Below are 18929 nucleotides of genomic sequence, written 5' to 3'. Positions count from 1 at the left end.
GCGCGGTTGAGCGGGAAGCGCAAGGGCGAGAGCCGCCGGAAGGCGGCTTTCCCCCTTTGTTATCTCAGGTTTTTCCAAGCCATCCCGGCTGGATCACTCCTGAAGCTGGCGCTTCAGCAGTTCGACCTCGTCGGAGAGCGAGACATCCTTGGCGACCAGGGCCTCGATCTTGCGGACCGCATGCAGGACCGTGGTGTGATCGCGGCCACCGAACCGGCGTCCGATCTCCGGCAGGGAGCGCAGGGTCAGCGTCTTTGCCAGATACATCGCGACCTGACGCGGACGGACCACATTGGCGGTCCGGCGCGATGACAGGAGGTCCGAGCGGCTGACATTGTACTGCCGGGCGACCACGCGCTGGATGTCCTCGATCTTGACCCGCTTCGGCTCCATCGGCCGGACCAGATCGCGGACTTCGCGTTCCGCCATTTCAAGCGTCACGGTGGTGGCGTTGAGCTTGCTGTGAGCAAGGAGACGGTTGATCGCGCCCTCAAGATCGCGGCCGTTATGGGTGATGGTTTTCGCGAGATACTCCAGCACCGGCATCGGCACGTCGAAGGTGGCGTGATGTGCCTTCGCGGCCGACACGCGCGACTTCAGGATTTCGAGCCGCAGTTCTTCGCCAAGCGAACCCATCTCGACGACGAGACCGCCAGCGAGGCGCGAGCGCACGCGGTCGTCGAGGCTTTCCAGATCGGACGGCGGCCGGTCGGCGGCAATTACCACCTGACGCCCGGCGTCGATCAGCGCGTTCAGCGTGTGACAGAATTCCGACTGCGTCGACTTGCCCTGCAGGAACTGAAGATCGTCGATCACCAGCACGTCGATGCCGCGCAGCGCTTCCTTGAAGGCGAGCGCCGTCTGGGATTTCAGCGCGGCGACGAAGCCGTACATGAATTTCTCGGCGGTCAGATACAGCACCTTGCGCTCGGGATTGGAATTCCCGGCCCAGGTGACCGCCTGCAACAGATGGGTTTTGCCGAGGCCGACGCCGGCATGAATATAGAGCGGGTTGAACATCACGCTGTCGCCGCGGCGTCCTTCAGCCACTTGACGTGCAGCAGCATGTGCCAGCGTGTTGGAGCGGCCCATCACGAAGGTCGCGAATGTCAGGCGCGGGTCGAGCGGTGAACCGCCGAGCGCCTCGTGGCTCGCCGACACCGGCGCGGTCGCGGTGTTGCGCAGTTCCGGCGCCGGGCGGCTTGCGCCATTGCCGAGCTCCGGCCGGGGCTGGCCCAGCGGCGCCTTGGCGTCCTTCACTGGCGCGGCACAACGCATCGCGGTCCGCACCGTCAGTTCAATGCGCTTCACGCTCGGCGCTTCAGACTGCCAGCAGGCGAGGACCCGGTCGGCATAGTGAGCCTGAATCCAGCTCTTGAGGAACTTGGTCGGAACCGTCATGTGAACGCAGTCGTCATGGATGCGCTCGAGGTCCATGCGGGCAAACCAGCTTGTGTAGAAATCCTCGCCGACATTCGTGCGCAGCCGTCCTTTGAAGCGCGCCCACTGATCGCGTTCGATGTCTGCCAGTTCGATGCCTGCCGGAATTGTTTCTGCCGAGATTGTCATTTGCGTTCTGATCTTCTGATTGAGGTGTGATCCGGCCAGAGCCGTGATGATGTCTGCCGCTGACATGCGTTTCTTCCGTCGTTTGCAGACGCTCCGCCGTTCGGCGCCGATCGCCGCGGGCATTGCTCAGCTTTGGGAAGAAGACGTGTGTCGCGTTAGCGCGGACTGGAATGGGGTGGCGGACCGCAGGGCGCGGCTGGCGTGGTCGCTGAAATGAACTCGCTGGAAATGATTGCTGTAAAGTCGCTGTGCCTGCTCTGACTGCTGGACATAAAAATTCCCCCTCCTGCCACGGGAAAACCATGGCAAGTTGTTATCGCCTTGATCTGGTCTAATCTTTTGTTTTCGCCCGATCAGTTGACTGATCAGGCCGTAGCCGCCGCTTCGTTTCGCCCGTCCAAACCTATCCCCTGCCTTCGAAGCTGGTGGGGTTTTTCCTCTGCGGGATTTCTCGCTTTGTTACGCGGAGCCCGGAAAGTTCCGATCGCCGCGGCGGAGAAATTTTCACACAGAGGACCGTTCTCACAAACCGTGAGTCCGCGCCCAACCATCGCTAGGAAAGTGCCACTGACGTGCAGACCAACCTTAACTGCATGCCCGCCCAAGAGTCTCAAACCGCGCTGATCAAGAGAGCCGTGGGCGACGCGACGTAATAAGAAATACACGAGGCGCTGCGGCTCGCAACGAAATTGATTTCGCATCGCGCGCTCAAAGCGCGACTTGCCGCGGATGCGAAACACCGAGTGGTTCATGACAAAACAGCAAGGTTTTGAATCTGTGCGGAGATTCGAAAAGTCGGACAACTGTCACAAAACGAGCAATCGGCAAAACTTCCTTCATAAATAATTTAAGATTGATCAGGCGACCCATGCGTTTTCCAACTGCTGTCGCTCACTATGCCGATAAGGCCTTCGTCACGCGTGTTTTTTTGTGATCGGCAGAGCAGGGTAACCCCTGCTCGTGGTTTGGAGTCGGTGCGTCATCGCGCTTGCATTTTCGAAACATCGCAAGCACCGCAAATGCTGTCGGTGCGCATGTCATGAACGGTGTTGGTGTGCCGCCGCGCATCGGGGAACGTCTGTGTTCATCGTGCAACTGCAAAAAGAAAAAGCCCGGCGTTCGCCGGGCTTTTGCAGATCGTCTTTTTGACGGTCAGTTTTTTCGGGACAAACGCGCCGTGGAACTTACTTGGCGAGCTTGGCGATCTGATGCGTCAGGCGCGATACCTTACGGCTCGCGTTGTTCTTGTGAATGATATTGCGCTGCGCGGCCTGCATCAGATCCGGCTCGGCCTTCTTCATCGCTTCGAGAGCGGCGGCGCGGTCGCCCTTCTTGATCGCTTCTTCGACATTGCGAACCGAACCGCGCATCTGGGTGCGGCGCGATTTGTTGATCAGGGTGCGGCGGGCAATCTTGCGAGTCGCCTTCTTGGCGGAAGTGGTATTGGCCATGGTCTCTCGGTTTCTCTCGGTCCGTCAGACCGCGGCTGTCGTTGTGAGCCGACGGGCTGATCGCTATCGACCGTTCGGCCGATGATGGGTGAAAATCGGTGGTCCTGAAAATGTTCTTCTCAAAGAGCTTGCTTAAAGAACACGCTCTCAAAGAACATCGGCGGCAGGATTGCGCCCGCCGCCAGTTGCGGGTTCTTATAGGGATACTGGCCTGCACCGTCAACGATTTCCGGGCCCATTTTGGGGTTTCCGGGTCCGGCGGGAGGCCCTGCCGATACCGGCGAAGTGATTGAAATAAATGGGGTGAATGATGATCCGTGGGTTTTTTCGTCTGATTGGGCTGTTTCTGCTGGTTATCGGCTTCCTGTCGCTGGTTTACGACGGGGCCAGGACCATTGCCGACCAGACCCTGCGGATTACGCGCCTCGGCGAGCTCTGGAACGACATCAACCAGGCCAGCCAGCAGTCGTTTCAGACCCTGGTCGAAGGAGTTTCGCCCTTGCTCTGGAATAGCGTGATGAAGCTTCTGCTCAACCAGCCGGCCTGGGCGGTCCTCGGTATTCTGGGTATTGTCCTGATGCTGCTGTTCCGGCCTTCCAAGCCGCTGATCGGTTACTCACGAAATTGAGCAGCGTTCCGGGTGAGGCGAATTCGCCTGGCGAGCAAATTTCGGGAGTGGGTTCGCGCATATTTCAAGGGGTGATGCCGGACATATGATGAGCCGGCGGCGCGTAACGCTCTGACAATTGCTGCGTATAGGCCCATATATAGAGACGCGAACCCGCAAGGAGCACGCCATGTTCTTCTCCCGCAAGCCCCTCGATCTGCCGAGCGCCGCCGATGCCCTGCCGGGCCGCGCGACCGCGCTGCCGACGGCCAGGACCCATTTCGTCAACGGACACGCGCTGAAGGGCCCTTATCCCGCCGGCTTCGAGACGGCGATTTTCGGTCTCGGCTGCTTCTGGGGCGCCGAGCGCAAGTTCTGGGAAATGGACGGCGTCTATGTCACCGCTGTCGGCTATGCCGGCGGGTCGACACCGAACCCGACCTATGAAGAGACCTGCTCGGGCCGCACCGGCCACACCGAAGCGGTGCTGGTGGTGTTCGATCCGAACAAGGTGTCTTACGACGCGTTGCTGAAGACGTTTTGGGAAAGCCACGATCCGACCCAGGGCATGCGCCAGGGCAACGACATCGGCACGCAGTACCGCTCTGCGATCTACACCACCAGCGACGCGCAGACGAAGGCGGCGCTGGCCTCGAAGGATGCCTACAACAAGGCGCTCAACGCCAAGCGGTATGGTTCGATCACCACCGAGATCAAGCCGGCCGGCGAGTTCTACTTTGCCGAGGACTACCATCAGCAATATCTGGCGAAGAATCCTGCCGGGTACTGCGGCCTTGGTGGAACCGGCGTGTCGTGCCCGATCGGAGTGGGCGTGAGCGCGTAACGCATGATCCGGAAAAGCGGGAGCAGGTTTTCCGATCAGATCATGCGCAACTAACCCCGCGCTTACCCTTTGTTAACCATAAATGCTGCACACCGGGCCTGTCTCTCATCACGAGGGCAGGCCCGGAGCGTTTGATGCGTGCGTCGCGGTTATCGCTGATCGCTGTCGTTATTGGTGCGCTCGCGCTGACGGGCTGCATGCAGACATCCGCGTCTGTGACGACCGGCTACGCGCCGGTCGATGAGCCTTACCGGCTCGACGCCGGAGACAAATTGCGCATCGTGGTCTATGGCCAGGAAGGTCTCACCAACACCTATGCGGTTGGCGCCAGCGGAGCGATTACCATGCCGCTGATCGGCTCGGTGCCTGCGCGCGGACTGACGCCCGCCGAGCTTGCTGCTGCCGTGACGGCGCGGCTGAAGCGGGGCTATCTGCGCGAGCCGTATGTGGCGGCGGAAGTCGAGAGCTATCGGCCGTTCTTCATCCTTGGTGAAGTCACCGCACCCGGCCAATATCCCTACGTGCCCAACATGACGGTCGAGAGCGCGGTGGCCATCGCCGGCGGCTTCACGCCGCGCGCAGAGCGCAAGGCCATCAAGCTGACCCGCGTCGGTGAAGGCGGCGCGGCGCAGGCGGTGGTGCCGCCCGGCACCTTCCTCAAGCCCGGCGATACCATCTCGGTTGCCGAACGCTGGTTCTGATACGTCGCTATTTCAAGTTTTTCCTGAAGAACGCTAGACTGCGCTGCCAGGCGAGATCCGAGCTCGGCTTGTCGTAACTGGCGCGCTCGTTGCAGCCGAAACCGTGCTGCGCGCCGGGATAAATCAGCACCTCGACCTCAGGCCGCTTCGCCTTGATGATCTCGACATCGCTCAAGGGAATGCCGGTGTCCTTCTCGCCGAAGTGCAACTGTGTCGGCACGGTGGGTTTGTCATCGGCGAAGCGGACCACGGCGCCGCCGTAATAGCCGACCGCGGCGCGGAGACCTGAAAGCTTGGTCGCTGCGGCATAGACGATGCTGCCGCCGAGACAAAAGCCGATGATGCCGACCGGGCCGATGTCTTTCACCGCATCGATGGAGGCCTGCGTGTCGCGCAGCATCGCCGGCCAATCGGGATTGGCGACGAATTTCCGCGCCACCGCGACTTCATCCGGCGAATATCCCGACTGAAAGTCCGGCTCGATGCGATCGAAGATCGCAGGTGCGATGGCGACGTAGCCTTCGTTCGCCAACCGATCGCAGATGTTGCGGATGTGCGAGTTGACCCCGAAGATTTCCTGGATCACGACAAGCGCGCCTTTCGGTGCGCCAGCCGGATCGGCGCGATAGGCGCCAAGCCTGAATCCATCCGAGGCGGTCAACGTGATCGTCTGTCCCATATGGACGTCCTTCCATCAGATATCGGAAATGCTACGGCGAATAGGATGCAGGCTTATCGCCACATCCAGTTGCGGCTCCAGTCGGCCTTCCAGCCGGTGAGGCGCCCGCCGCGGAATTGCAGATAGAGCGGGTCGTCGCGGAACGACCATCGCGCGCCGACATTGCGGATCACGACAAAGATTTCATTGCCGGGCTGGCCGCTGACATAGCTCAGCGGTTGTCCCAGCGCCTCGGTCGCGTCGTCCACGCTCATGCCGAACACCAGCGGCGTGTGGTTAGACAGTGTCGTGGTGAAGGGAGAAGGCGGCAGCCGCTCCGCGCGCGCATCCACCGGGGTATGCACAAGAGCGATGGCGACAAGCGGGGCGAACAACACTAGTTTCATGGACAAAGTGTTCTTCGGTTTGCCGCCCAAGGCAAGCCGGAAGGTTCAAGAAAACTCAGGGGAAGGATCAACTTTTTGTCGGGTTTGCGGATAGGCGCGGGATCGGCGTGGTGGGGTGACCGCATCGAGCCGGCGAAACTCAACGCCGAGCAGGGCGATCTCGATTATCTCTGTTTCGAGACCATGGCGGAGGCGACCGTCTCGGCGGCGCAGGTGCGCAAGCGGCGGGATCCGTCGTTCCCCGGATATGACACCTATCTCGACGACCGCATGAAGGCCGTGCTGCCGGGCTGTCTCAAGCGCGGCACCAGGATCATCAGCAACCAGGGCTGGATCAATCCGGACGGCGCGGCGCAGCGCATCGTCGAACTGCTGCGTGAACACGGCGCGCGCGGAAAGAAGGTGGCGGCGGTTTCCGGCAGTCTTATTACCGACCGGATCGCAAAGCTTGGCGGCACCATTCTGGAAAACGGCGCCCCGGTCAGTTCCATCGCATCGGAGATCATTTCGGCGGAAGCGTATCTCGGCGCGGAGCCGATTGTCGAAGCCTTGCGGCAGGGTGCGGACATTGTCATCACCGGGCGGGTCGCCGATCCGTCCCTGTTTCTCGCGCCGATGATGCACGAATTCGGCTGGCGCGCGGATGACTTTGCGAAACTCGGCGCGGGCAGCGGCCTCGGGCATCTGCTCGAGTGCGGCGCCCAGGTGACTGGCGGCTATTTCGCCGATCCCGGCTTCAAGGATGTGCCGAATCCGTGGGATCTGGCTTTTCCGATTGCCGAGGTTGAGAGCGACGGCAGCGCCGTCATTGCGAAAGTTGCGGGTACCGGCGGCGCGATCAACGCCATGACAGTGAAAGAGCAGATGCTCTACGAGGTGCACGACCCGGCGAACTACATCACGCCGGACGTTGTGGTCGATTTCACCACGGCTGCGCTGGAACAGGCCGGTCCGGACCGCATGCGGGTCCGCAACATCGGCGGCAAGCCGCGGACAGCGACACTGAAAGTGTCGATGGGCTGCATGGAAGGCTTCATCGGCGAGGACATGTTCTTCTATGCCGGTCCGGGCGCGCTGCGCCGTGCGCAACTGGCGAAGACAATCCTCGAAGAGCGGTTTCGCATCGTGGATCTCAAGGCAGACGATCTGAGGATCGATTTCCTTGGCGTCAACGCTATCCATGGCGAGGCTACGCCACAGGACGCGCCGGAGCCCTATGAAATCGCGGTGCGTGTCGCCGCGCGTTGCAAGACGCGCGAGGAAGCCCTGAAAGTCGGCCGCGAGATCGACGGCATGGCGGTGTCCGGCGTCGGCATGACCGGCAAGCGGGTGCCGCATCAGGACCGCGCCCGCGAGATCATTGGCGTGTGGTCCACGCTGGTGCCGCGCGAGAAGGTCGCCCCGGTCATCACCTGGTATGAGAGCTGACCCATGCTTATCAAACTTGAGCGCGTGGCGCATGTGCGGTCCGGCGACAAGGGCAACACGTCGAATATCGCGGTGATCGCCTATCGCGACGAATTTTACCCGCTGCTGAAAGCGCAATTGACTGCGGCAAAGTTCAAGGCGTTCTATCGCGGCGCGATCAAGGGCGATGTCACGCGCTATGAGGCGGACAATCTGGCGGCGCTGAATTTCGTCGCAGAGGGTGCGCTCGGCGGCGGGGTGTCGCGCAGCCTCAGCCTCGACAACTACGGCAAGGCGCTGTCGGCGGCGATCCTTGGCTTTCCGATCGAGGTGCCGGAGCAATACTCCAATCTGCTGCGCGGCGGATAAACTTCGACCCGCATCGAAACAACGATTGTCTGATATGAGCAAGTATCTGGCTACGAACGAAAAGTGCTCCCTCTCCCCGGCGGGGAGAGGGTTGGGGTGAGGGGACCTCAATCTATCGAGAGATTCTACGCCCTCACCCGGCACGCTTTGCGTGCCGACCTCTCCCCACAGGAGAGGTGAATCATCGCTAACCGATGCTTTTGGAAAAGAACGTTATAGGCCGACATGACCCTCGCTATCGAGACGCCTCCCGCGCGCACCGCGGTCAACCTTGCCCTGCTGGTTTTGCTGGCGACGCTGTGGGGCGCGGCCTACACACTGGTCAAGATCGGCGTCGAGACGATTCCGCCGCTGACCTTCATTTCCGGGCGCACGCTGATCGCAGGCGGCATCCTGCTGGCGATCATGCGCCTGCGCGGCATCACCCTGCCGCGCGATCCGGCGGTGTGGAAGCGTTTCATGATCCAGGCCTGCCTCAACAGCGTGGTGCCCTTCACGCTGATCGCCTATGCGGAAACCCATGTGGGTGCAGGCCTCGCGACCATCCTGGGCTCGAACGCGCCGATCTTCGCGTTCCTGCTGGCGCTGCTATTCGTGCGTCACGAGCGTCCCACCCTGCGGCAATCGTTCGGTGTGGCGGCAGGTCTCACCGGGATTTGTCTCGTGGTGGGCGTCGATGCGCTAAATGGGTTGGGACAGGATGTCATCGCCCAGCTTGCGCTGGTGCTCTCTGCGGTCATGTTTGGTGCCGCCGCGCTGTTCGGGCGCAATTTCAACGGGCTCGATCCAATGGTGCCGGCCGCCGGATCGATGATCTGCGGCGCGGTCATGCTGACGCCGCTCAGCCTCATCGTCGACCGGCCATGGACGTTGACGCCGTCGGCAGCCTCTGTTGCGGCGTTGATTGCCCTCGCGGCATTTTCCACGGCGCTCGCCTTTGTGATCTATTTCCGGCTAATCCAGACGCTGGGATCGGTCGGCACCACTGCACAAGCCTATTTACGTGTGCCGCTGGGTGTCGGGCTTGGTGTGGTGGCTCTGGGCGAAACGCTGTCGCCGACGGTCTGGATCGGTCTTGTTTGCGTCATCGTGGGCATCGCTGCGATGACGATTCCGCAGCGCACGGCCAGCTCCTCATAACGTTACAAATTTGAATCGTATGTCGCGCTGCACAAAGAAGCAGCCATGCGCGTCATTTTGTTTTGATCGATTCCAATTTCGTTGCCAGCGGTTGAAAACCCGATCATGCTTCCGCCCGCTCGCTACTGACCGGTGCGTGGCGGGCGGACGACCTCGATGTGAGTCATCGCCGTAAGCGATGTCGTGCACCGGCGGGGAAACGCAAAAATGCCGACGATAAGCATTAACGGGCGGAATGTGTCCGTCGACGCGGCGAACGATACGCCGCTGCTGTGGATTATCCGCGAACAACTCCAGATGACCGGTACGAAATTCGGCTGCGGCGCTGGTCTTTGCGGCGCATGCACTGTTCATGTCAACGGCGAAGCCGTGCGCTCCTGCCAGACCGCGCTCGGCGAAGTCGCCGGCAAGAAGATCACCACCATCGAAGGCTTGAGCGCCAAGGGCGATCATCCGTTGCAGAAGGCCTGGATTCTCGAGCAGGTGCCGCAATGCGGCTACTGCCAGTCCGGCCAGATCATGCAGGCGGCATCGCTGCTCGCCAGGAACACCAACCCGACCAAGGACGAAGTGGTCGCGCACATGGACGGCAATCTGTGCCGCTGCATGACCTACTCGCGAATTCAGAAGGCCATCATGCGGGCCGCCAACGATATGCGCACCGCGTCCAACGCGCCAGCCGACCGGAGGGCAACATGAACAAGCACCTCAAGGTCGATTCATCGACCGATCTCAGCCGCCGCTCATTCATTGTCGGCACGTCCGCCGCGGGTCTGGCGCTCGGCTTCGCATCCGTTCCGGGATCGAGCGCGCTGGCCGCGCCCGCCGCATTCGATCCAAGCGTGTGGTACTCCATCGCGCCGGACGGTCTCGTCACCGTGACCTGCGGCAAGGCCGATATGGGACAGCACATCGCGTCCACCATGGCGCAGCTTGTGGCTGAAGAACTCGGCGCAAGCTGGAAGGACATGCGGGTTCAACTCGCCTCCAACGATCCGAAGTACAACGATCCGGTTCTTGGCGCGCAGATCACCGGCGGCTCGTGGAGCACCATGATGAACTTCGACGCCATGAGCCGCGCGGGTGCCGCGGGCCGCATTGCGTTGACCGAAGCCGCGGCAGGAATCATGGGCGTGCCGGCGGGTGAACTGGTGGTGCGCGATTCCACGATCTCGCATCCGAAATCGAAGAAGTCGCTGACCTTCGCGGAGATCGTGAAGAGCGGCAAGGCGACCAGGAAGTTCTCGGCGGATGAACTGAAAGCGCTCAAGCTGAAGACGCCGGATCAGTACACGCTGGTCGGCCAGTCGATCCCGCAGATCGACATTCCCTCGAAAACCAATGGCACCGCGAAGTACGGCATCGATACGTTCCTGCCCGGCATGGTCTACGGCAAGATCGTGATGCCGCCGGTGCGCTACGGCGCGACGGTGAAGTCGGTGGATGACAGCGCGGCAAAGAAGGTGCCGGGCTTCATCAAGGCGGTGACGCTGGACGACAAGACCGGCACCACAACAGGCTGGGTCGTCGCGGTGGCCAACACCTATGCCAACGCCAAGAAGGCAGCGGACGCACTCAAGGTCACCTACGACAACGGGCCGAATGCAAAAGTCTCCAGCGAATCCCTGCTGGCGGAAGCCAAGCGTTTGCAAGCCGACAACGCGTCGGGGCTGTTTTTTGTCAAGAACGGCGACACGGCGGAAGCGCTTGGCAAGGCATCGAAGGTGATGGAGGCGGAATACACCACCAACATCAACATCCATGCGCCGATGGAGCCGATGAATGCCACGGCCGAACTGAAGGGCGATATCTGGCATGTCTACACCGGCAACCAGTTCGCCACCCGCTCGGGCGCGATCGCGGCCGGTGCGCTTGGTGTCGATCCGAAGTTCATCGTCATGCATCAGGCCTGGCTGGGCGGCGGCTTCGGCCGGCGTCTCGACGGCGACATGCTGATTCCGGCGGTGCTTGCGGCGAAGGCCGTCGGCAAGCCGGTGAAGGTCATCTACTCGCGCGAGGACGACACCACCATGGACTTCTCGCGTCCATTGACCTTCCAGAAGATCAAGGCCGGTCTCGACGACAGCGGCAAGCTGGTGGCGTTCAATCATGACGTTGTCAGCGCCTGGCCGACCAAGCGATGGGGCATTCCGGCGTTCCTGTCGCCGGATGTCGAGAAGAAGGGCGCGCTCGATGCCTTCACGGTGAACGGCGCGGACTTCTTTTATACGGTGCCCAACCACAATGTCCGCGCCATCATCAACGAACTGGCGCAGTCGGCGACGCCGTCGGGCCAGTTGCGCTCGGTGGCTCCCGGCTGGACCTTCTGGGCGGTGGAGAGCATGCTCGACGAGCTCGCGGTCGCGGCGGGGAAAGACCCGGCGCAATTCCGCATCGACATGCTCGATGGCGCCGGCGCCAATGCCGGCGGCGCGCAGCGGCTGCGCAACACGCTGCTGGCCGCGATGGGTCTCGCCGGTTACGGCACCAAGAAGCTGCCGAAGGGTGAAGGCATGGGGGTCGCCTGCGTGTCGTCGCAGGAACGCGCCACCGCGAGCTGGACGGCGTGTGTCGCCCATGTCGCGGTGAACGACAGCGGCGAGGTGAAAGTGAAGAAACTCACCGTGGCCACCGATGTCGGCACCCAGGTCAATCCGGACGGCATCCGCGCCCAGGTCGAGGGCGCGGCGCTGTGGGGCATGTCGCTGGCGCTGTTCGAGAAGGCCACCATGAAGGATGGCGCGATCGAGCAGACCAACTTCGACACCTACACCCCGATGCGGATGAGCCAGATCCCGGAGGTGGCGATCGCCGTCATTGCCAATGGCGAACCCGCGACGGGTGTCGGCGAACCTGCGGTGACGGTGGTGGCGCCGGCTCTGGCCAATGCCATTCACAACGCGGTCGGTGCCCGCGTTCGCTCGCTGCCGATCACGGCAGATGCAGTGAAGGCCGGCATGAAGAAGGCGTGACCGTTGGTTCGATGGCGAGATTATCATGCGCGGGCTTGACCCGCGCGTGACATCTGAAAATCCCAGAAAACCGGAGGCATCGTTACGGATGCTTCCGGTTTTGTTTGCGGCGTTTGATTTGCTTCAGATCATTGACCGGCAGCAGCCGCTCCCGCAATCTGGCGCAATGACGGGTAAACGAGAGGACAGGGGTGTTCGGACGCGGGAAAATCTGGAAAAGGCGCTGCTGCCGATTCTGATTTTCGTGCCGTCGGTCACCGTGCTGTGCTGGATAGCGGCCTGGATCTTTCGAGACGAATTTGTCTTCAAGGCCGTGCTGATCGGGCTTGGCGGTTTCGCTATTGTGCTTGGCGTCGTGGCGTGCCTGCTCGTGCTGCTGAAGCGGATCGACCGTGGCGGTTGATCGTCCTAAGGCTTCTGGACTGGCACCTTTCGACGCGTCATGAAATCCACCACGCGGTCGGGCGTCAGAGCGCGGCCAATGGGGCCAAGATGGGCGATGAGTCCCACATTGTAGCGCGTGTGCGGATGTTTCGCCGTCGCAGCCTTGAAAACGATGCGCGCGACAGTCTCTGCGGACATCACTCCCAGCTTCTCGGGGTTGAGGAAATCGCGCATGTAGGCCGCGAGCCGCTGCTTGAAAAAGAGATAGGGACTGTCCGGCCCGGTATCGGGAATCGTTTTCAGCAGCGTCGCCGCGAAGCGCGTGGCGATGGGACCCGGCAGCACATTGACGACGTCGATGCCGAACGGTTCGACCTCCGGGCGCAGAGCGTCGGTCAGCGCTTCGACGGCGAATTTCGTGGCATGATACGCGCCTCCGCCGATCGAGGAGACGCGTCCTGCGACCGAGCTGACATTGACGATCCGGCCATGCCCGGCGCGGCGCATCGCCGGCAGCGCCAGTTGCGACAGTCGGAGGCCGCCGAAGACGTTGGTTTCGAATTGCAGCCGCAGCGCGTCGAGCGAAATCTCTTCCAGCGGACCATACTGGCCGTAGCCCGCATTATTGACCAGAATTCCGACCGCGCCGAATTCGCGCTCGATGCCTTCCACCGCGGTGCGCCTCGCTACCTCATCGGTGACATCGAGCGCCAGTGTGCGGCAGCCGAGCGCGCGGAGGTCATCGAGCGCGGACATATCCCGTGCCGTGGCGAAAGTCTCATGGCCTGCTTTGCGGAAGATTTTCGCTGCGGCATGGCCGACACCGCTCGAGCATCCGGTGACGAGCACCGGGCCGCCTGCATTCTTGTCGCGGGCCGGCGTCATTTGCGGCGCGCAGTTTTCTTCTTGCGCTTCGCGGCGGGCGCGGAAGCCTTGACGCTTCTGCGCAATGCCTCCCGCAGGTCTTTCGGCACGCCGTGTTTCTTCAGGAGATCAGCGAAGGATTCATCGGCGAGTTCCTGAAGCGTCGCCATCCGGTCGCGGCCAAGTTGCACGAGAGCCTGGTAGGTCCCGTCGTCGAATTCGATAACCTTGCGCATGCCAACCCTCGTATGACCGGGCGTTCAGGCCGTCATCATACAAGGGGTTTCATCGGTTCGGTCAACGCTTTCAGCGTGCGGCAAGAGCGGCCACGAACAATACGCTGGCTGCGGCCCAGGCAATCGTCCGGCCGGTTGCCGCGGTCATGCGGACATGGTCGGAGAAGTCGCGCGCCGCGACGTGATGTCGCAACTCTGGCGGCAACCGCCCGTCTGACCATGACACTGATTGCCGCGGCGGTCCGCCACGCCATCACCCTCAAGCTGAAAGAAGCCGAACGAATGATCGCGCTGTTCAAGCGCATGTTGCCGGATAATCCGGCGGCTCCAGCCTGAATTTTCTTCAGTTGCTCTATCGTTCATGCTCACACATTCGTTTCTTGACCGTACAGCGACGCTGGAGGATCGCTTGATCCGCGCAAATAGACCTGGATCGGAGATTACGAGCAATGAATGGGCACAAGATCATTTTGGCCGCGGTGGCTCTCGCTGCGCTTTCGGCATTTGGCGCGGCTCCGGCCACGGCGAAAGACTATCCATTTTGCAGAAATACCGGAGGCGGGCCCGGCGATTGCCGATACGATACGCTGGAGCAATGTCAGACCGCGGTGTCCGAAACCGGCAGTTATTGCCAGCCGAATTACTGGCTGTCCCAAACGGGCCAAGGCAGCCAGCAGCCTCGCCCCCGCCGCACGCCTCGTTCCTGAATCGAAAGATTGCACCGCGCGCCGTCATTGTGGCGGCACGCGTTCGCGTGCGCAGATGACGCGCATGATCGATGCTGTCGCCTGTTATACACGGCGCGATGTGTTAAGCTGAATTTTCCCCTAATGCATTCGAAACAGGCAGGCAGACGCAATGCCACTGCCCGTGTTTGCGCGGCATTTTTTCATGAAAGCAATCGCTTTTCAGCGGCGCGGTCATTTTGGATGCAATCTTAACCGTGTCATTTTACTCAAATGAAATTCCCGCATGCGCCTATGGCGGCGAACGCAGAAGCGTCGTTGTGAAGGACCAGCCAGAACGATGACCCCCCGGTCCATCAGCCACCTCGGAGCAGCTTTGAAGCGGGTCAAACTCCAGTTCATGCGCAGCATGCCGTGCGGCGGCGATTACAGCCTGCGCCGCAAGCTGCTGATCGGCACAGGTCTAGCGCTCATCTGCACAGCGATCCTTGCCATCAGTGTGATCGGCCAGTCGCTCGACGACTATCGACACGCCCGGCAGAATCTCCGCGGGCTGGAGAGTTTCCGGCTGATCCTTGATACCGCCAATCTTCTTTCGGCCGAACGCGGGCCGTCGAACAGCGTGCTGGGTGCGACCGCCGCGGAGCACGGTGCGCTGCGTGAACGTCTCACGGCATTCCGCGCGCGGTCGGACGCAATTCTCGATCAATTGTCCACGAACGCCGGTGTTCCTGCGGAATTGCTCGCTCCGACGAAGGCGCAGCTTCAGAAAGGCCGGCAGGAGGTGGATCGCGTCGCGGCCATTCCGCGCGATCGCCGCGGTCTGCAAGACGTGCAGTCCGTCATCGAGAAAATGTTCGACGTGGTCGATATCTTTCAATCCGTCATCGTATGGAAAGCCGGCGATCTGACAGCGCAGAATCCCGAACTGGCGGCGCCGGTGATGATCGGGCGAATATTCGGCGAACTGCGCGAGTTTGGCGGCAGGATCGCGTCGCAGATCATGGCGCCGATCGCCGTCAGTCAGCCGTTGCAGCTTAAGCATCTTGTCGACAGCAACAGGACGCGTGGCCGCATCCTCGAACTGTGGCGGTTGGCTGGAAATCAGAAGGTGATCGGTATCCACGATCCGCGTCTTGCGTCTGATCTGGGCGATATTGAACTGATGTTTTTCGGCGAGGGCCTTGGCATTCTTGATGGCCTGGTCGCGGAGGGCCGCAAATCCGGCAATTACTCCATGACGGCCGACGAGTTCACCGTCCGTTTCGTCAACACCCTGAAGCCGCTCGAGCGTCTGCGCGGAGATTTTCTCGACGTCACCATTGAACGACTGACCGCCCTGCGCAACGGCGCCCTTGCGACCCTTGTGGTGACGATCGCCATCACGACAGTCATTCTTGCCATTATGGTCGGCCTGTTGATTGCAGCCCAGCGCTTTGTGTTCGGTCCGCTGATGCGGGCGCGGGAAGCCGTGATCGTGCTGGCGGAAGATCGTCCCACGGTGCCTTATCCGGAGCCGCATCATGACGCCACCGAGATGCGGCGGCTGTTCGATGCCATCGCGATTCTGCGCGACAGTCTGGCCGAGCGCGCCTCGCTGACAAAGAAGCTCAAGCATCAGGCGGAGACCGACGGGCTGACCGGGCTGATGAACCGCCGCGCGCTCGACATGATCGGCGAAAGTCACACCAGCAGTCAGGTGATGGCGGACGGCGCCTGCCTGATTCTGATGGACATCGATCATTTCAAATCGATCAACGACCGCTACGGCCATCTCGAAGGCGATCATGTCCTTAAAGAGACCGTGCGGCGGGTGCGCCCGATGCTGGGCCAGAACGATATCTTCGCCCGCTTTGGCGGCGAGGAGTTCGTCATCCTGATTCCGGGGCACGATCTCAGCGAAGCGAACGCACTGGCAAAGAGAATTCGCGCCGCGCTGGAAACCAACGAGATCGTTCTGTCCAGCGGCGCCGTGCTGACCGTGACGGCGAGCTTCGGTGTCGCCAGGGGCAATCTCGGACAGTTTGCGTGGCGGCGGCTGGTCGAAGCCGCCGACGCCGCGCTTTACCGCGCAAAGTCCGACGGCCGCAATTGCGTTCGTCATTCGTTGATGCCGCAGCCGACGCTGGTGCCGGACCTGCCGGACGACGGTGATCTGAACGCTCCGCGTGAAATTCCGCCGCAGGTGCTGACGATTGTCGGAGCAGCATCGGCGGCGAAGCGTTCGTCGTGAGTCGTCAGGACATCATGGCGCTTGTGGCGTCCAGATCCTGACCGCGGCGGTATCCAGCTTCTTCGGGATCAAACCTTCGCCCAGGAAAGCATCGGCGATTTTCTGCTGCTCGGTGAGGCCCGCAGGCGTGACAGCGCCGACGCCGTAGCTGCGGTGGCTGTTGGCTTCTTCAACGGTCGCAGCGTCGATGCTCCAAAGCCCGGCCAGCAGCGTGGCGGCGTCCTTCGGATTGGCTTTCACCCACTTGCCTGTCTCGCGCAGCTTGGCGAACACGATGTTCAGCACGTCGCTCCGGCGATCTGCGAAGGCTTCCGAGGCTAGATAGTAACGCTTGTAACTTGCAAGGCCGCCGCTGCCGTCGCTGAGAACCCGTGCGCCGGACTGCCGCTGCGCGCTGGTCAGGAACGGGTCCCACGCCACCCACGCATCGACGTTGCTGCTGACGAATGCCGCCCGTCCGTCGGCCGGGGCGAGATAGGCTGGTGAGATGTCCTTGAAGTTCAATCCGGCCTTTCCAAGCGCCGCGAGCAGCAGATAGTGGCTGCCGGCGCCCTTGGTCACCGCGACTTTCTTGCCCTTCACGTCCGCCAGCGTCTTGATCGGCGAATCCTTGGCTACGAGAATCGCCTGTGCGGCGGGCGATGCGCTCTCTTCTGCGACATAAGCGAGCCTCGATCCGGCTGCCTGCGCGAAGATCGGAACAGTGTCGGCGACATCCGCGCCGAAATCGAGATTGCCGACGCCCAGCGACTCCAGCAGTGGAAGGCCGCTGGAGAATTCATGCCAGGAGACCTTCACGCCGAGTGGCGCGAGCGCCTTTTCCAGTTCGCCGTTGGCGCGGAGCACCGCGATCAATGTCGATGACTTCTGCAAGCCGATACGGATTTGACCGGCGGGCTTGTCCTGCGCGGTCGATGCCGTCGCTGCGAGCATGATCGATGCGGCGGTGAGCGCACCGGAAAGCAATCTGGAACCGGATAATCTGAAGCGTTGCGTCATCGTTTCTTGATCCTTGGCATGGGGTGATCCGCTGACCTTGCTTGGGAAGCGCAATCATGACGGCCTCTGGCGAGAGACTGTAGGAAACAAGCCGGACAATGAGTTGCCAAAGTTCCGATACCCGCCGCGCGTTTCATTCTCAATTTCGACGGCGGCGTGAAATGAACGCGCGACGGCAAATTGTTGCTTGTTGTGCGCGCATGAGGGGTCGGGGACTTCAATGCGGTGGTTTGTTCGGCTCACACCGGCGTGATGAAAATCGATGCAGAAAATCAATCTGCGTTCAGTGCGCTTCCTGAAACATTCGTATTGAGCGCGCGCATGACGACAGCGCGGGCATCGCTATTTTCCCAGAGCACTCGACACTCCCAATTCGCGTGATCATCATTCCAGACCAAGGACGCGGCGATATGCGCGTTCCTGTGCTGGAGATCTGGAATGAAGCGACGGGAATTTCTGAAACTGTCTACGGCGGCCGTTGCCGTTGCAGCATCGCAGGGTGTGTCGCGCGCGCAGACGGCGGTGAAGGAAGTTCGCATCGGTTATCAGAAAACCGGCGTTCTTGTGATTGCGCGTCAGCAGGGAACTCTTGAGAAGCGGTTTGCTGCCGGCGGCGTGTCGGTCAAATGGATCGAATTCACATCGGGGCCGCCGCTGCTGGAGGCGATCAGCAACGGCGCCGCGGATTTCGGTGCGGTTGGAGATTCGCCGCCGATCTTCGCGCAGGCTGCGAACGCCAACATCGTTTATGCCGCGGCATCGCCGATCAGCAACGGTCAAGGCATACTGGTTCCTTCCGGATCAGCGATCCGTACGGTTGCGGACCTCAAGGGAAAACGGGTCGGCTTCACCAAAGGCTCAAGCGCCCACAACATTGTCGTGCAGACCCTCGAAAAGGTCGGGTTCACCTATGAAGACATCACACCGGTCTATCTGACGCCGCCGGATGCCGGTCCGGCCTTCGCCAACGGCAGCATCGATGCATGGGCGGTGTGGGATCCGTACTTTGCTATCGGTGAGAAGAAGCAGAACGCCCGCATTCTCATCAATGCGTATGAAGTGGCGAAGACCAACGCCTTCTTCATCGCCAATCGCGACTTTGCCAACAGGCAGCCGGGGCCGCTGCGCGAGGTGATCGCGGGTCTGGCGGTGGCGGCGCACTGGGCGGAGAACAATCGCGATGCGGTGGCGAAATCCCTGCACGAAATCACCGGCGTGCCGCTCGAGATTCAAACGCTGGCCGCGAGCCGCGCCTCGTTCGCCATCGGTCCGGTGACCGACGGTATCATCGAGACCCAGCAAGGTGTCGCTGATCGTTTCCACAAACTCGGACTGATCCCGAAGCGGATCGCTGTCCGGGACATTGTCTGGAAGTCACCGCAGACCTGACGCGTCATCATCT

At 61.6% G+C, this 18929-nt stretch carries 19 protein-coding genes; 12 read left to right on the top strand and 7 right to left on the bottom strand.

Annotated elements, in window-relative coordinates; genetic code table 11:
- Positions 1–93: 93 nt before the first annotated feature.
- Positions 94–1530 (bottom strand): chromosomal replication initiator protein DnaA, encoded by a 1437-nt coding sequence (gene dnaA, locus ACP7AL_RS04505; RefSeq protein ID WP_425990022.1) that lies wholly within the window; start codon positions 1528–1530, stop codon positions 94–96.
- A 1223-nt stretch (positions 1531–2753) separates the two neighbouring features.
- Complete coding sequence (rpsT, locus tag ACP7AL_RS04500; RefSeq protein ID WP_006023567.1) at positions 2754–3020, bottom strand: 30S ribosomal protein S20; 267 nt, start codon at positions 3018–3020, stop codon at positions 2754–2756.
- Positions 3021–3330: 310 nt separating this feature from the next.
- Here rpsT and ACP7AL_RS04495 point away from each other — a divergent pair, with 310 nt between their 5' ends.
- The 3 genes from ACP7AL_RS04495 to ACP7AL_RS04485 all read left to right on the top strand — a co-directional run bounded on the left by ACP7AL_RS04495 (position 3331) and on the right by ACP7AL_RS04485 (position 5172).
- Positions 3331–3648 carry a hypothetical protein gene (locus ACP7AL_RS04495; protein ID WP_425989303.1) on the top strand — a complete coding sequence of 106 codons (318 nt, stop codon included), beginning with the start codon at positions 3331–3333 and terminating at the stop codon, positions 3646–3648.
- 169 nt (positions 3649–3817) lie between these two features.
- Positions 3818–4471, top strand: coding sequence for a peptide-methionine (S)-S-oxide reductase MsrA (msrA, locus tag ACP7AL_RS04490; RefSeq protein WP_425989300.1), 654 nt, complete (start codon positions 3818–3820; stop codon positions 4469–4471).
- Positions 4472–4605: 134 nt separating this feature from the next.
- Entirely contained in the window at positions 4606–5172 is a 567-nt protein-coding gene (locus ACP7AL_RS04485) for a polysaccharide biosynthesis/export family protein (protein WP_006023571.1), read from the top strand.
- Positions 5173–5179: 7 nt separating this feature from the next.
- Here the strand turns inward: ACP7AL_RS04485 and ACP7AL_RS04480 are convergent, their stop codons facing one another.
- Complete coding sequence (locus ACP7AL_RS04480) at positions 5180–5851, bottom strand: dienelactone hydrolase family protein (RefSeq protein WP_425989296.1); 672 nt, start codon at positions 5849–5851, stop codon at positions 5180–5182.
- Positions 5852–5904: 53 nt separating this feature from the next.
- Complete coding sequence (locus ACP7AL_RS04475; protein WP_425989293.1) at positions 5905–6237, bottom strand: hypothetical protein; 333 nt, start codon at positions 6235–6237, stop codon at positions 5905–5907.
- Between the two features lie 75 nt (positions 6238–6312).
- Between ACP7AL_RS04475 and ACP7AL_RS04470 the strand changes: the two genes are divergently transcribed.
- The 6 genes from ACP7AL_RS04470 to ACP7AL_RS04445 all read left to right on the top strand — a co-directional run bounded on the left by ACP7AL_RS04470 (position 6313) and on the right by ACP7AL_RS04445 (position 12528).
- Positions 6313–7665, top strand: a complete 1353-nt coding sequence (locus ACP7AL_RS04470; RefSeq protein WP_425989290.1) for an acyclic terpene utilization AtuA family protein — start codon at positions 6313–6315, stop codon at positions 7663–7665.
- Positions 7666–7668: 3 nt separating this feature from the next.
- Positions 7669–8013: an AtuA-related protein gene (locus tag ACP7AL_RS04465; RefSeq protein ID WP_024921226.1), complete on the top strand. Its 345-nt coding sequence runs from the start codon at positions 7669–7671 to the stop codon at positions 8011–8013.
- A 225-nt stretch (positions 8014–8238) separates the two neighbouring features.
- Positions 8239–9153, top strand: a complete 915-nt coding sequence (locus ACP7AL_RS04460) for a DMT family transporter (RefSeq protein ID WP_425989286.1) — start codon at positions 8239–8241, stop codon at positions 9151–9153.
- A gap of 207 nt (positions 9154–9360) precedes the next feature.
- On the top strand, positions 9361–9852 hold the full coding sequence (locus ACP7AL_RS04455; RefSeq protein WP_425989283.1) for a (2Fe-2S)-binding protein: 492 nt from the start codon (positions 9361–9363) through the stop codon (positions 9850–9852).
- Positions 9849–12125 (top strand): molybdopterin cofactor-binding domain-containing protein, encoded by a 2277-nt coding sequence (locus tag ACP7AL_RS04450; RefSeq protein WP_425989280.1) that lies wholly within the window; start codon positions 9849–9851, stop codon positions 12123–12125. Before ACP7AL_RS04455 ends, ACP7AL_RS04450 begins: the two co-directional genes overlap by 4 nt.
- A 166-nt stretch (positions 12126–12291) precedes the next feature.
- Positions 12292–12528, top strand: coding sequence for a hypothetical protein (locus ACP7AL_RS04445; RefSeq protein WP_425989277.1), 237 nt, complete (start codon positions 12292–12294; stop codon positions 12526–12528).
- Positions 12529–12533: 5 nt separating this feature from the next.
- On the opposite strand, the gene ACP7AL_RS04440 is transcribed toward ACP7AL_RS04445, so the two are convergent.
- Positions 12534–13394, bottom strand: a complete 861-nt coding sequence (locus tag ACP7AL_RS04440) for an SDR family NAD(P)-dependent oxidoreductase (protein WP_425989274.1) — start codon at positions 13392–13394, stop codon at positions 12534–12536.
- The gene (locus ACP7AL_RS04435; protein WP_006023581.1) at positions 13391–13609 is read right to left on the bottom strand and encodes a hypothetical protein; all 219 of its coding nucleotides are present in this window, start codon (positions 13607–13609) and stop codon (positions 13391–13393) included. The genes ACP7AL_RS04440 and ACP7AL_RS04435 overlap by 4 nt, the downstream gene beginning before the upstream one ends.
- A gap of 449 nt (positions 13610–14058) precedes the next feature.
- Between ACP7AL_RS04435 and ACP7AL_RS04430 the strand changes: the two genes are divergently transcribed.
- Positions 14059–14316, top strand: a complete 258-nt coding sequence (locus tag ACP7AL_RS04430; protein ID WP_425989270.1) for a DUF3551 domain-containing protein — start codon at positions 14059–14061, stop codon at positions 14314–14316.
- 319 nt (positions 14317–14635) lie between these two features.
- Positions 14636–16528: a GGDEF domain-containing protein gene (locus ACP7AL_RS04425; RefSeq protein ID WP_425989267.1), complete on the top strand. Its 1893-nt coding sequence runs from the start codon at positions 14636–14638 to the stop codon at positions 16526–16528.
- Positions 16529–16540: 12 nt separating this feature from the next.
- On the opposite strand, the gene ACP7AL_RS04420 is transcribed toward ACP7AL_RS04425, so the two are convergent.
- Positions 16541–17527, bottom strand: a complete 987-nt coding sequence (locus ACP7AL_RS04420; RefSeq protein ID WP_425989264.1) for an aliphatic sulfonate ABC transporter substrate-binding protein — start codon at positions 17525–17527, stop codon at positions 16541–16543.
- 438 nt (positions 17528–17965) lie between these two features.
- Here ACP7AL_RS04420 and ACP7AL_RS04415 point away from each other — a divergent pair, with 438 nt between their 5' ends.
- A complete protein-coding gene (locus ACP7AL_RS04415; protein WP_425989261.1) occupies positions 17966–18916 on the top strand; it encodes a sulfonate ABC transporter substrate-binding protein in 951 nt (316 codons plus the stop codon).
- Positions 18917–18929 lie beyond the last annotated feature (13 nt).

This window comes from Afipia sp. DC4300-2b1 (assembly GCF_049895725.1).
Classification (GTDB): domain Bacteria; phylum Pseudomonadota; class Alphaproteobacteria; order Rhizobiales; family Xanthobacteraceae; genus Afipia; species Afipia broomeae.
This window is presented reverse-complemented; position numbering and strand designations above follow the sequence as displayed.

Bases quoted from the DNA above. Each gene is read 5' to 3' on its own strand.
- rpsT (WP_006023567.1), bottom strand. From the start codon at position 3,020: ATGGCCAATACCACTTCCGCCAAGAAGGCGACTCGCAAGATTGCCCGC.
- ACP7AL_RS04495 (WP_425989303.1), top strand. From the start codon at position 3,331: ATGATCCGTGGGTTTTTTCGTCTGATTGGGCTGTTTCTGCTGGTTATC.
- msrA (WP_425989300.1), top strand. From the start codon at position 3,818: ATGTTCTTCTCCCGCAAGCCCCTCGATCTGCCGAGCGCCGCCGATGCC.
- ACP7AL_RS04485 (WP_006023571.1), top strand. From the start codon at position 4,606: ATGCGTGCGTCGCGGTTATCGCTGATCGCTGTCGTTATTGGTGCGCTC.
- ACP7AL_RS04480 (WP_425989296.1), bottom strand. From the start codon at position 5,851: ATGGGACAGACGATCACGTTGACCGCCTCGGATGGATTCAGGCTTGGC.
- ACP7AL_RS04475 (WP_425989293.1), bottom strand. From the start codon at position 6,237: ATGAAACTAGTGTTGTTCGCCCCGCTTGTCGCCATCGCTCTTGTGCAT.
- ACP7AL_RS04465 (WP_024921226.1), top strand. From the start codon at position 7,669: ATGCTTATCAAACTTGAGCGCGTGGCGCATGTGCGGTCCGGCGACAAG.
- ACP7AL_RS04460 (WP_425989286.1), top strand. From the start codon at position 8,239: ATGACCCTCGCTATCGAGACGCCTCCCGCGCGCACCGCGGTCAACCTT.
- ACP7AL_RS04455 (WP_425989283.1), top strand. From the start codon at position 9,361: ATGCCGACGATAAGCATTAACGGGCGGAATGTGTCCGTCGACGCGGCG.
- ACP7AL_RS04450 (WP_425989280.1), top strand. From the start codon at position 9,849: ATGAACAAGCACCTCAAGGTCGATTCATCGACCGATCTCAGCCGCCGC.
- ACP7AL_RS04445 (WP_425989277.1), top strand. From the start codon at position 12,292: ATGACGGGTAAACGAGAGGACAGGGGTGTTCGGACGCGGGAAAATCTG.
- ACP7AL_RS04440 (WP_425989274.1), bottom strand. From the start codon at position 13,394: ATGACGCCGGCCCGCGACAAGAATGCAGGCGGCCCGGTGCTCGTCACC.
- ACP7AL_RS04435 (WP_006023581.1), bottom strand. From the start codon at position 13,609: ATGCGCAAGGTTATCGAATTCGACGACGGGACCTACCAGGCTCTCGTG.
- ACP7AL_RS04430 (WP_425989270.1), top strand. From the start codon at position 14,059: ATGAATGGGCACAAGATCATTTTGGCCGCGGTGGCTCTCGCTGCGCTT.
- ACP7AL_RS04425 (WP_425989267.1), top strand. From the start codon at position 14,636: ATGACCCCCCGGTCCATCAGCCACCTCGGAGCAGCTTTGAAGCGGGTC.
- ACP7AL_RS04420 (WP_425989264.1), bottom strand. From the start codon at position 17,527: ATGACGCAACGCTTCAGATTATCCGGTTCCAGATTGCTTTCCGGTGCG.
- ACP7AL_RS04415 (WP_425989261.1), top strand. From the start codon at position 17,966: ATGAAGCGACGGGAATTTCTGAAACTGTCTACGGCGGCCGTTGCCGTT.